Source organism: Escherichia sp. MOD1-EC6021 (genome assembly GCF_002965245.1).
Classification (GTDB): domain Bacteria; phylum Pseudomonadota; class Gammaproteobacteria; order Enterobacterales; family Enterobacteriaceae; genus Escherichia; species Escherichia coli_F.
In genome coordinates this window covers 157,500-169,478 of sequence record NZ_PTRU01000011.1, presented here as the reverse complement: position 1 = coordinate 169,478, position 11,979 = coordinate 157,500, and the positions used below count along the sequence as shown (strand labels likewise).

Sequence of the window (11,979 nt, the reverse complement as noted above, 5' to 3'; positions counted from 1 at the left end):
CTAGTCTAAAAACTAGTATTAAGACTATCACTTAAATAAGTGATATTGGTTGTCTGGAGATTCAGGGGGCCAGTCTAATAACGGCTATGCGTACGTTAACCTTATCAGCACCCAGCCTGGGGTCTATCAGGTGACAGCAACGCTGGACAATAACAGTAGTCGTAAAGTTGACGTGAGTGTGGCAAAGGGCAAACTCGAGTTAACATCATCGAAGCCAGAAACCACGGTCCATAACAGTGAAGGTATTACACTGACCGCAACGGCAAGAAATATTCAGGGTGAATTGATGCCGGGGCAAATTATCACCTTTAGCGTAACACCTGATGGGGCAACGCTAAGCAATACAGGGGAAATCCTGACTGATCAGTCAGGTCAGGCCAAAGTGACGCTGACCAGTGACAAAGTCAATGTATATACCGTTACGGCCACAATGGGCAAAGACGTTCCCGTTCAGAGCCAGGTGACGGTTGCGGTTAAGGCTGATGCTACAACGGCACATGTTGTGAGTGTAGTGGCTTCTCCTGACACCATAATCGCCGACGGGGTTGATAGCAGCACCATCACTTCACGAGTAGAAGATGATTATGGATTCCCGGTTGAAGGTGTCGACGTTAGTTACAGCTTAGACACCAAAGGCAGCCCGGTGATTAATAATCCAACTACGCGTACCGATCAGTCCGGGCAAGTCACGGCGACAATAACAGGTACATTGGCAGAAGCTCTAATTGTCAATGTTCAGGTCCCTGGCACAGTCCACAAATCCGCAGCCATTACATTGATTCCTGGTACGGCAGATGAAAGTAAATCAACATTGAAATCTAGCGTTAGCTCTTTTATGGCTGACTTCCAGGAGAGCGCGACACTTACGTTAATATTGCAAGACAAGTACGGTAACCCGATAGTGACGTCTGATCATCTGGAATTTGTCCAGTCAGGTGCCTACGTGAACCTCCTGAAGTTGAGCAATATTGATTACAGCCAAAGAAATTATGGCGAGTACACCGTCACTGTCACTGGCGGCGTAGAGGGCAGAGCGACTCTCATTCCTATGCTGAACGGTGTTCATCAAGCAAACTTAAGCATATCACTGGATCTTGTCCGCTCAATAAAAGACATGCACGGTCATGTAACAGTCAACAACCATACCTTCACAACGGCTACATTCCCCAGTGAAGGTTTTATAGGGGCGTACTACACACTTAATGATGACAACTTTGAAGCGGGTAGAACCGTTAGTGATTATATGTTCACAAGTTCACAGAGTTGGGTGTCTGTCGATGCTTCAGGTAAAGTTTCTTTCACAAATACCGGCGACCAAACTTCAGTCGTAATAAGCGCTGTTCCCAGACAAGGAGGTACAACCTACCAGACATTAATTAAGCTGAAAGGCTGGTGGGTGAATCATGGGAATCAAACCAATATCTGGCTAACTGCCAATGCGTTCTGCAACGCGAAAAGTGATGGATATAATCTTCCTGGCGTCGCACATTTAACGTCTGGCGAAAACAAACGCACGTTGGGATCGCTATATGGTGAGTGGGGGAACGTTGGGGAGTTTTCCAGTGATTCGCAATTTACCGCGGGTGCTTACTGGACCAATCAACAGGATGATTACAATAGTCACGTCTATGTGCAGATGCTGACGGGCAGGATTGGAAGCGACGCAGATTCCAGCGCTCAACTAACTGCCTGCCGTAAATCACTTTAATTTCTGAAGTAGTTATTAAAGGATACCCTTTTGCGAGGGTATCCTTTCAGACTCATGACAAAAGCCAAATTGCCTGATGCGCTACGCTTATCAGGCTTACACTATCTCTCTAATATATTGAATTTTTATGCTTTTGTAGGGAGCGCAAGGCGTTTATGCCGCATCTGGCACGAGCAAACATTAATCAGCTCTTTTCTTCGGGCACTCAAGAAACTCAACAGCAACCGTTGATGTCAGCCAGACCCCGTTTTCCGCTTGCCAGAAAGGGATGCCTCGTTTCGCCATTTCCTGTGCTTTGACGGTTAAAATAACCGGCGATCCGTGTCTTGCTCCCACTTTGCGTGCCGTTGCTTCATCAGCAGAGAGATGCACGTAATGACGCTCTCCTGGAATCAGCCCTTGTTTTTTTATCTCGTCAAGAAAGCGGCTTGCTGTACCGTGGTAGAGAAATTGTGGCGGTGTTTTTTCGGCAAAGGCAATGGCGACCTGCGAAGTCGAATGCCCCTGAACCGCGCGAATGCACCTACTATCACTGGAATAACTAAAACGCTTTTTATCGCTGGTGGCGACAACGGTATCCAGTAATGCACGGGTTAACCGCTTACCTGCTTTTTGTGCACAAAGTATGAGCTTATCAATATCCGCCCATCCTTCACGGTCAAGTACGATACCAATCGCCTCCGGTTTATGTCGGAGAATAAAACTTAAAAACTTGCTTGTATCCGCCAGCTCTTTTTCGTTGTACTTTGCCATCGCGTTTTCGTCCCTGGATTTTCCGTTTTTATTTACTCACGTCATTGTCACTGGATTTATGAATTTTCTGCAACGAAATCCTTCGCAGCATCTTGTTCAAACAGCGTAATTTTTCCGCTATGCAAAAAACGCATAGCCAGAAACATACTTGCATTTTCCCCATACCCACATGACTGATAAGGTTTTTCAGCTCCAGGAATTTTCCTGGCTCAAGCAACACACAAACACAAAAAAACAATGGGGATTGTTATGACACAACAAGGGGATGCTGTAGCCGGGGAGCTCGCGACAGAAAAAGTGGGCATTAAAGGGTATCTGGCTTTTTTTCTCACCATAATCTTTTTTTCCGGTGTTTTTTCCGGGACAGACAGTTGGTGGCGCGTTTTTGATTTTTCCGTTCTGAACGGATCGTTTGGGCAACTGCCTGGTGCGAACGGAGCCACCACCTCGTTTCGCGGAGCGGGTGGCGCGGGGGCTAAAGATGGCTTTCTCTTTGCGCTGGAGCTGGCACCATCAGTCATTCTCTCTCTGGGGATTATTTCAATTACCGATGGTCTTGGTGGATTACGCGCCGCGCAGCAGTTAATGACACCTGTGCTAAAACCATTGTTGGGCATTCCAGGAATCTGCTCGCTGGCGCTGATCGCTAACCTACAAAACACCGATGCCGCCGCCGGTATGACCAAAGAGCTGGCGCAGGAAGGTGAAATTACCGAACGCGATAAAGTGATTTTCGCCGCATATCAAACCAGCGGTAGCGCCATCATCACCAACTACTTCTCTTCCGGCGTCGCGGTGTTTGCCTTTCTGGGCACGTCCGTAATCGTACCTTTAGCCGTCATCCTGGTGTTTAAATTTGTCGGAGCCAACATTTTGCGCGTCTGGCTTAACTTCGAAGAACGTCGCAACACAACGCAAGGAGCGCAAGCATGACAACTCAGGTCCGCAAAAATGTCATGGATATGTTTATCGATGGCGCACGCCGTGGCTTTACTATCGCCACCACCAACCTGCTGCCGAACGTGGTGATGGCATTTGTCATCATTCAGGCGCTGAAAATTACCGGCCTGCTCGACTGGGTGGGGCATATCTGTGAACCCGTAATGGCGTTGTGGGGATTGCCCGGTGAAGCGGCAACTGTCCTTTTAGCCGCATTAATGAGTATGGGCGGCGCAGTCGGTGTTGCCGCCAGTCTCGCGACCGCTGGCGCATTAACCGGCCACGATGTCACTGTTTTACTGCCTGCAATGTATTTAATGGGCAACCCGGTGCAAAATGTCGGTCGCTGCCTGGGGACAGCCGAAGTGAATGCCAAATATTACCCGCACATCATTACGGTCTGCGTCATTAACGCATTGCTGTCGATCTGGGTTATGCAGCTTATTGTTTAACAAGGAGTTATCATGATTGATTATTCCGCAGCCGGTTTTACCCTGCTGCAGGGAGCGCATTTGTATGCGCCGGAAGATCGGGGAATTTGCGATGTCCTCGTCGCTAACGGCAAAATTATCGCCGTTGCCAGCAATATCCCTTCTGACATCGTACCTGACTGCATGGTCGTCGATCTCCGCGGGCAGATCCTCTGCCCTGGTTTTATTGATCAACACGTCCATTTGATTGGCGGTGGCGGAGAAGCTGGCCCCACTACGCGTACGCCGGAAGTGGCGTTAAGTCGTCTGACAGAAGCGGGCGTCACGTCAGTGGTTGGACTGCTGGGCACCGACTCTGTCTCTCGCCACCCGGAATCCCTGCTCGCCAAGACCCGTGCGCTCAATGAGGAAGGCATCAGCGCCTGGATGCTGACCGGCGCTTATCATGTACCTTCCCGCACCATTACAGGTTCCGTGGAAAAAGACGTGGCAATTATCGATCGCGTGATTGGCGTGAAATGCGCTATCTCTGATCACCGCTCTGCCGCACCGGACGTTTATCACCTGGCCAATATGGCGGCGGAATCCCGCGTTGGCGGTTTGCTCGGCGGTAAGCCTGGCGTCACTGTGTTCCACATGGGCGACAGCAAAAAGGCATTGCAGCCTATCTATGACCTGCTGGAAAACTGCGATGTTCCCATCAATAAGTTGCTGCCGACCCACGTTAACCGCAACGTACCGTTGTTTGAGCAGGCGCTGGAGTTTGCGCGCAAAGGCGGTACCATTGACATCACCAGCAGCATCGATGAACCGGTCGCCCCTGCCGAAGGTATTGCCCGCGCCGTTCAGGCCGGTATTCCGTTGACACGCGTCACCCTCAGCTCCGATGGTAACGGTAGTCAGCCGTTCTTCGACGACGAAGGGAATTTAACCCATATCGGCGTTGCGGGATTTGAAACGTTGCTGGAAACCGTACAGATGCTGGTCAAAGACTACGATTTCAGCATCAGCGATGCCCTGCGCCCACTCACCAGTAGCGTGGCCGGTTTCCTTAACCTGACCGGGAAAGGCGAAATTCTGCCAGGCAATGACGCAGATTTGCTGGTCATGACGCCAGAACTGCGCATTGAACAGGTATACGCCCGCGGCAAACTGATGGTTAAAGACGGCAAAGCCTGCGTGAAAGGAACGTTTGAAACGGCATAAACGGTTGTCAGCCGCCCGAATGGACGTAGAATGCCCGCAAGGGCGGCTGACAGAGTAAAACGTAATGGATGACTGTGGTGCGGTTTTGCATAATATTGAAACAAAATGGCTTTATGATTTTCTGACCCTGGAAAAATGCCGCAACTTTTCCCAGGCGGCAGTCAGTCGCAACGTCTCACAACCCGCATTTAGCCGTCGCATCCGCGCGCTGGAACAGGCAATTGGCGTTGAATTGTTTAACCGCCAGGTGACACCTCTGCAACTCTCGGAACAAGGGAAAATCTTCCATTCGCAGATCCGCCATCTGCTGCAACAGTTAGAGAGCAACCTTGCAGAACTGCGTGGCGGCAGCGATTACGCGCAACGTAAAATCAAGGTAGCCGCTGCACACTCTCTTTCTCTCGGTCTTTTACCGTCCATTATCAGCCAGATGCCGCCGCTCTTTACCTGGGCGATTGAAGCCATTGATGTTGATGAAGCGGTCGATAAACTGCGTGAAGGGCAAAGCGACTGTATTTTTTCCTTTCATGACGAAGATTTGCTGGAAGCACCGTTTGACCACATTCGCTTATTTGAATCTCAATTGTTCCCCGTCTGCGCCAGTGACGAACACGGAGAAGCGCTTTTTAACCTCGCACAGCCACACTTTCCGTTACTGAATTACAGCCGTAACTCCTACATGGGGCGATTGATTAACCGTACCCTGACGCGCCACAGTGAGTTAAGTTTCAGCACCTTTTTTGTCTCGTCGATGAGCGAGCTTTTAAAGCAGGTTGCCCTCGACGGCTGTGGGATTGCCTGGCTGCCGGAGTACGCCATCCAACAAGAAATTCGCAGCGGGAAGCTTATCGTTCTGAATCGGGACGAACTGGTGATCCCGATTCAGGCCTATGCATACCGGATGAATACCCGTATGAATCCCGTGGCCGAACGCTTCTGGCGCGAACTGCGCGAGCTGGAGATTGTGCTTAGCTGACATTCTCCAGCGTCGCACTACACCAACCGCCACTATCCCAGACCAGATCATACGTTAGCGGTTCATCGTCGTGGTGCAGCATTATCTCAAGGCTGATCGCCAGCGTGTGGCTGTACGCTTCTTTCAAATTGACCTGCAACGCCGCAATCCGAGGCTCATGAAATAACAGTGCAGAACGTAGTTGACGGCAATACCAGCTCTGGAGATGTTTGTCGCTCTGGTTATGCACTTGCCACTCAGGCATACCTGAAACAAGTAATGAAGGTAATGCCGAATGAGGAGAATTAAAAAGAGTGAGGAGATCGCTGCATACCGATTTACGCAGTGATAACGTTTTATTGCCTGATATTTCAGGTGAAACAGCCTGAAGTGATTGGCGCATCATTTTGCGCACTCCTGACGTTTAGCAACATATGTGGCTTGCCCTGAATACCGGGCACCACTGTATTGATGCTCATTTTCCATAGCCATTCCCTTTTGTTCATTACATCCATGTCAGTCTGAGACAGGCCTGAATCCTGTCAGCAAAGTATAAAACCTTACTTGCCTATGAATATCTACTGACTTTTCAGGAAAAAAGTCATGATTTGATAAAAATCATCAAACTCAAAAAAAAACTGCTAGTATATTCTGAATATTCCGAATAGTTACGTAGATGAAAATACTTGTCACCGCCGCTACTTAATCCCGGCGGGACATTATTTATTTTCGTATAATCAACCATGTATTATTTGAAACAATTAGTTTGTAAATAATATAAATTGATAACATATCAAATACATCAAAAACACCATTCACAGGCATTATTAATATAGACATCAATATAACAACATCAAATTCCAATTAGTAATAAGATATGCTTTTAAATTGCATGCAAATAATTTTAAATGAGCGTTTTTTGATACTTTAGAGTGTTTCCCACCCTTTAATATCACTGTGTAGAGTTGATATCACTACAACAGAAACATGCATGTCATTTGTTTACTTCTCTTTTTACTACAGAAAAATTTATCTATTTTTCTAAAACATCAGTGAAATACTCATAAAAGGTTATTAATATGTCTATGCCAATAAGCAATGCCGCTAACAACAAAATTTTTACAGATAATCATTTCGCTCATCATCCAAATGCCGATAAAGAATTAGCAGACAGTATGCCCTCGCATCTTAACTCGGAAAACATCTATGTCAGACCTCTTGTTCGTGGAAATAACCATAACTATGATGGGGGAAGTGTTGTCGAAATTAGACAGCTTGAAATTGGTAAACAAGGGTATTGGCCATTCAATTACGTAACAGCCGCATGTAAAGAATCCGATGGTATTTCAATCACAGGAAACATACGCTGTGGTACCTGGAAGGCCAGCTCAGTATTAGACGGAATATACGGTGGAGTATGTAAAAAGGCGCATGTTTCCGCAGCGTTAGAAGCTGGTCTACGGTTTAACCTAACTATGGATTCTAAAATTCCAAACACGATACATGAAATAACCCTAGGCCCTGGTTGCAATGTTCCAGGCTATGCGGGAACCACGATAGGATACCTGGCAACACTCCCCCTTGAAAAGGTTGAAAATTGGCAAGATACAACACTGCCAAGAATTGATATCTATATTGATCAGATAATGACTGTGTCAGGGGTAGCAAATTCTTCCGGATTCGCCCTTGCTGCATTACTTAATGCTAATATTGGAATGGGAAATGACCCAATAATTGGTATAGAAGCCTATCCTGGTACCGCTGAGATCCACGCTAAGATTGGATATAAAGTTATCCCCGGGGATGAAAATGCACATGTCAAACGTATGACTCTGCAACCGTCATCTCTCCCAGAACTGTTTGAATTAAAAAATGGTGAATGGAATTATATTGGTAAATAACCACTGGGAAGAATGAGTACTAACATTCAGGTTATACAGATATTTAAACAATACCCTGCAATTTATAAAGTAATACTCATTGCGACTTCTTAATTTAAGAAAGCGCAAGGAACGTTTACCCTTGCGCTTATCATAATAAGTCAGGCGTCGACTTTATCCAGCGGCCATGAATCAAATAGATAGCCATCAAAATAAATATCGTCAACGTTCGAGAATTCAAGCAGACGTTGCTTCACGTTTTCCAGATGCTGCCACATTGCCAGCTTCGCCGCTCGGGCGTCTTTTTTGATTAACGCGGCGAGGATCTGTTTGTGATCGCCCAACCACTCTTTGCGATACAGGCTGTCATCCAGATGGCTGTGCAACTGGATCCACATCGGATTGTTTTCCCGCCACTGCCAGGACTGACGGAATAACTCCACCAGCATGCTGTTATGCGTTGCTTCGGCAATGGCGAGATGGAACTGCATATCACCGCTTTCGCTGCTACCCGGCGCGCTGGAAGCCAGTTCACGCTCTTCCAGTTGCAATGCCTGACGCATTTTGACGATATCTTCGCGGGTAGCCTGCAGGGCGGCAAATTCCGCGATGTTACTTTCCAGTAACTGACGCGCCTGTAACAGCTCAAAAGGACCCGCATCATTGCAAACGTTGGCATCCGGACCGTCTGTGTTCTGGCTGTCTGAGCTATCAAGAACATAAATACCGGCACCCCGGCGCACTTCCACCAGCCCTTTGATCTCCAGCATGATCAGCGCTTCACGTACCACCGTCCGCGTGACATCAAGCATTTCTGCAATTTCACGCTCCGGCGGCAGCCGTTCGCCAGGATTGTACGGCGTCTTTATGATCAGATCGCGGATCATCGCCCCGACTTCCTGGTAAGGTCTTTGCGCAGAGGTGGCAGATTTCATGGTGTTGTGTCCGTTAGGTGCAGTTAATCAAATTTTTGCCGGATGCGGCGTGAACGCCTTATCCGGCCTACAACGGGCGATTTTACGGCCCCCGTCAATCTCAAACTATACCATTAGCACTGGAAGTTGGCACGTACAGGTGGGCAAAAAAACGAAAACTGGTCAACCAAATATTATTTTGATTGACCAGTAAGTCTGTTGGGTAATCAGTCAGTTACAGCGCAGCCACACACTCGCGCGCGCCGCGTTCACACAGCTGCTGATATGCCGCCGTCACCGCGCCAACAAAGTCGGCATTCTGCGGCAGATCATCGGCAAAAATACCGCTCAGGCCCAGCAGCGCTTTCACGCGGTCTGCGCCCTGATACTGCGCGTTGATCTTCTGGAACTCCGCCAGCATCGGGTCGACCACATCAATGGCATTCCCCTGCTCATCCACCCCCTGGGTGTAACGCATCCAGCCAGCCACGCCGAGCGCCAGGTGACGCCAGCTACCGCCGTTTTGCAGGTGCAGACGCACCGGGTCCAACAGGCGCTGCGGTAACTTCTGGCTGCCGTCCATCGCAATCTGCCAGGTACGGTGACGCAGAGACGGGTTGCTGAAACGCTCGATCAGCAGCGTCGCATAGGCGTTCAGGTCCGTACCTTCCGGCATCGACAGCGTTGGCGCTTGTTCCTGCATCATCAGGGCAAAGGCCGCTTTGCGATAATCCGGGTTAGTCATGGTGTCGGCAATAGTTTCATAGCCGCCGAGGTAACCGAGGTACGCCAGGAAAGAGTGGCTGCCGTTCAGCATACGCAGTTTCATCATTTCGAACGGCACAACGTCTGCAACGAACTGTGCGCCCACTTTATCCCAGTCCGGGCGACCATTAACGAAGTTATCTTCAATGACCCACTGACGGAATGGTTCGCAGGCAATGGCGCACGGGTCGTAAACGCCCAGCTGGTCAGCAATTTCCTGCAACGTTTCTGGGGTAGCTGCCGGAACGATGCGGTCAACCATGGTGCACGGGAAGGTGACGTTCTCTTCAATCCATGCCGCCAGTTGCGGATCACGCGCCTGAGCCAGCCCCAGAACGGCAACTTTCGCTACATGGCCGTTTTCACGCACGTTGTCGCAGGACATCACCGTAAACGCTTTCAACCCTTTCTCACGACGCAGGCGCAAGGCTTCGACGATGTAACCAATCGCCGACTTCGGCGCAGTCGGGTTTTCCAGATCGTGCTTAATCAGCGGATTATTGAGATCCAGCTGACCGCTTGCCGCATCGGCGCAGTAACCTTTTTCCGTGACCGTCAGGGAGACAATCGCCGTCTGCGGACGCGCCATCGCGTTGAGAATACCTTCACAACCGTCGATTTCCGGGTGCAGCGCTTCTTTCATCGAGCCAATAATTTTCAGCTCGGTGCTTTCTGCGCCTTTTTCCGCTACGGTGTACAGCAGTTGCTGTTTTTTCAGGTTTTCGATCAGCACACGGTCGTTGCCTGGCATCAGGTTAACTTCGCAGATCCCCCAGTCGCTATCCGTGCTTTCCAGCAGGTGATGGGTGTACAGCGCCTGGTGCGCGCGGTGAAACGCCCCGCAACCGAGATGCACAATGCGTGATTCCAGACGAGAATGATCCCATGACGGGCGGGCAACCGGCAGATTGCTGTCAACAATAGTAGTCATCGTAAACTCCAGAATCCGTCTTCAGAGAGTGACGGCAAGGAAGAAGGAACCGGCACGGCGCGCAGCCATGCCGGTGGATATTAACGGCTAAAGAAAGCGCGCTGGATCGCCATTTCGACACCGCGAACTTCGGCCAGGCCTTTCAGACGACCAATCGCGGAGTAACCTGGGTTGGTTTTCTTCTTCAGGTCGTCCAGCATCTGATGACCGTGGTCCGGACGCATCGGGATCAGGTCTTCTTTGCCTTCCGCTTTACGACGGTGTTCTTCTTCAACAATCGCTTTCACCACTTCGTACATATCAACGTCACCGTTCAGGTGCGCCGCTTCGTGGAAGGTTTTCGGGTTATCTTCACGCATGGTGGAACGCAGATGGGTGAAGTAAATACGCGGACCGAACTGCTTGATCATATCAACCAGATCGTTGTCAGCACGCACGCCGTAGGAACCGGTGCACATGGTGAAACCGTTCGCCATGCTGTTTACGGTATCAACCATCCACTGCATATCTTCAATGGTGGAAACGATACGCGGCAGGCCGAGGATTGGGCGCGGCGGATCGTCCGGGTGAACAGCCATACGCACGCCAACTTCTTCCGCAACTGGAATGATCGCCTTCAGGAAGACCGCAAAGTTTTCGCGCAGTTTGGCTTTGTCGATATCTTTGTACAGCTCCAGGTGCTTACGGAACTGGTCAAGGGTGTAGCCTTCTTCCGCGCCCGGCAGACCGGCAATGATGTTACGGGTCAGACGCGCTTTGTCTTCGTCGCTCATAGTGGCGAAGCGTTCAGCGGCCTGAGCAATTTCTTCTTCGGTGTAATCCGCTTCCGCGCCTGGACGCTTGAGGATGTGCATTTCAAACGCAGCAAATTCGATCTGGTCGAAGCGCAGAGCTTTGGAGCCATCTGGCAGCACGTATTCGAGGTCAGTACGGGTCCAGTCGAGCACCGGCATGAAGTTGTAGCACACGGTGCGAATGCCGCACTGCGCCAGATTGCGCAGAGTTTGCTGATAGTTAGCGATCCACTGCTCGTAGTTGCCAGTATGAGTTTTGATATCTTCGTGAATTGGCACGCTTTCTACGACAGACCACACCAGGCCTGCGTCTTCAACGATCGCCTTGCGTTTGAGGATCTCTTCTACGGACCATACTTCCCCGTTCGGGATATGGTGCAAAGCGGTAACCACGCCAGTCGCGCCCGCCTGACGGACATCAGCTAAAGTGACCGGATCATTAGGGCCGTACCAGCGCCAGGTCTGTTCCATGATTTTTCCTCTTTCACATAGTGGGTTCCACAGCAAAGAGACGCGGAACCCTGGAGTTGTTTAGGTATCCGGATGAACAACCAGACCGCAGCCGTGGCATTGCATCGGATGAGATGGCGTATAAGTTCTACCTTTTGGTAAGACATGTCAACCCGAATTCTAAAATTGGTTAACCACATCACAAGATTTTCACGCGCACGCTCGTTGCTGCAAATTGCAGCAACGGGTAATT

The 11,979-nt window shown here is 49.7% G+C and carries 13 protein-coding genes and 1 pseudogene; 6 read left to right on the top strand and 8 right to left on the bottom strand.

What is annotated here, in order from left to right:
- Positions 1-73 precede the first annotated feature (73 nt).
- Positions 74-1,708 (top strand): annotated as a pseudogene (locus BEB54_RS14870) (Ig-like domain-containing protein); the annotation flags it as partial.
- A gap of 180 nt (positions 1,709-1,888) precedes the next feature.
- Here BEB54_RS14870 and kptA read toward each other — a convergent pair.
- Entirely contained in the window at positions 1,889-2,461 is a 573-nt protein-coding gene (gene kptA / locus BEB54_RS14865; protein ID WP_105277728.1) for an RNA 2'-phosphotransferase, read from the bottom strand.
- A 249-nt stretch (positions 2,462-2,710) separates the two neighbouring features.
- Here kptA and BEB54_RS14855 point away from each other — a divergent pair, with 249 nt between their 5' ends.
- The 4 genes from BEB54_RS14855 (at position 2,711) to hypT (ending at position 6,013) form a co-directional block, all read left to right on the top strand.
- Positions 2,711-3,394, top strand: coding sequence for a nucleoside recognition domain-containing protein (locus tag BEB54_RS14855; RefSeq protein WP_105271138.1), 684 nt, complete (start codon positions 2,711-2,713; stop codon positions 3,392-3,394).
- Complete coding sequence (locus BEB54_RS14850) at positions 3,391-3,852, top strand: YjiG family protein (RefSeq protein ID WP_000211971.1); 462 nt, start codon at positions 3,391-3,393, stop codon at positions 3,850-3,852. Before BEB54_RS14855 ends, BEB54_RS14850 begins: the two co-directional genes overlap by 4 nt.
- Before the next feature lie 12 nt (positions 3,853-3,864).
- Entirely contained in the window at positions 3,865-5,037 is a 1,173-nt protein-coding gene (iadA, locus tag BEB54_RS14845; RefSeq protein ID WP_039020418.1) for a beta-aspartyl-peptidase, read from the top strand.
- A 64-nt stretch (positions 5,038-5,101) separates the two neighbouring features.
- A complete protein-coding gene (gene hypT, locus BEB54_RS14840; RefSeq protein ID WP_000340767.1) occupies positions 5,102-6,013 on the top strand; it encodes a hypochlorite stress DNA-binding transcriptional regulator HypT in 912 nt (303 codons plus the stop codon).
- Here the strand turns inward: hypT and iraD are convergent.
- The 4 genes from iraD to BEB54_RS29950 all read right to left on the bottom strand — a co-directional run bounded on the left by iraD (position 6,006) and on the right by BEB54_RS29950 (position 6,784).
- Positions 6,006-6,398 (bottom strand): anti-adapter protein IraD, encoded by a 393-nt coding sequence (gene iraD / locus BEB54_RS14835; RefSeq protein ID WP_000986226.1) that lies wholly within the window; start codon positions 6,396-6,398, stop codon positions 6,006-6,008. The genes hypT and iraD overlap by 8 nt on opposite strands.
- Entirely contained in the window at positions 6,395-6,478 is an 84-nt protein-coding gene (gene idlP, locus BEB54_RS28620; protein WP_123009414.1) for an iraD leader peptide IdlP, read from the bottom strand. Before idlP ends, iraD begins: the two co-directional genes overlap by 4 nt.
- A 115-nt stretch (positions 6,479-6,593) precedes the next feature.
- Positions 6,594-6,737, bottom strand: coding sequence for a hypothetical protein (locus tag BEB54_RS29705; protein ID WP_269218583.1), 144 nt, complete (start codon positions 6,735-6,737; stop codon positions 6,594-6,596).
- Positions 6,716-6,784, bottom strand: coding sequence for a hypothetical protein (locus BEB54_RS29950; RefSeq protein ID WP_418930497.1), 69 nt, complete (start codon positions 6,782-6,784; stop codon positions 6,716-6,718). Before BEB54_RS29950 ends, BEB54_RS29705 begins: the two co-directional genes overlap by 22 nt.
- Positions 6,785-7,071: 287 nt before the next feature.
- Between BEB54_RS29950 and BEB54_RS14825 the strand changes: the two genes are divergently transcribed.
- The gene (locus BEB54_RS14825; protein WP_000062493.1) at positions 7,072-7,893 is read left to right on the top strand and encodes a DUF2686 family protein; all 822 of its coding nucleotides are present in this window, start codon (positions 7,072-7,074) and stop codon (positions 7,891-7,893) included.
- A gap of 140 nt (positions 7,894-8,033) precedes the next feature.
- On the opposite strand, the gene uxuR is transcribed toward BEB54_RS14825, so the two are convergent.
- The 3 genes from uxuR to uxuA all read right to left on the bottom strand — a co-directional run bounded on the left by uxuR (position 8,034) and on the right by uxuA (position 11,747).
- Complete coding sequence (uxuR, locus tag BEB54_RS14820) at positions 8,034-8,807, bottom strand: Uxu operon transcriptional regulator (RefSeq protein ID WP_000833681.1); 774 nt, start codon at positions 8,805-8,807, stop codon at positions 8,034-8,036.
- Between the two features lie 214 nt (positions 8,808-9,021).
- Positions 9,022-10,482, bottom strand: a complete 1,461-nt coding sequence (locus tag BEB54_RS14810; protein WP_000208194.1) for a fructuronate reductase — start codon at positions 10,480-10,482, stop codon at positions 9,022-9,024.
- An 80-nt stretch (positions 10,483-10,562) separates the two neighbouring features.
- A complete protein-coding gene (gene uxuA, locus BEB54_RS14805; RefSeq protein WP_000438605.1) occupies positions 10,563-11,747 on the bottom strand; it encodes a mannonate dehydratase in 1,185 nt (394 codons plus the stop codon).
- Positions 11,748-11,979 lie beyond the last annotated feature (232 nt).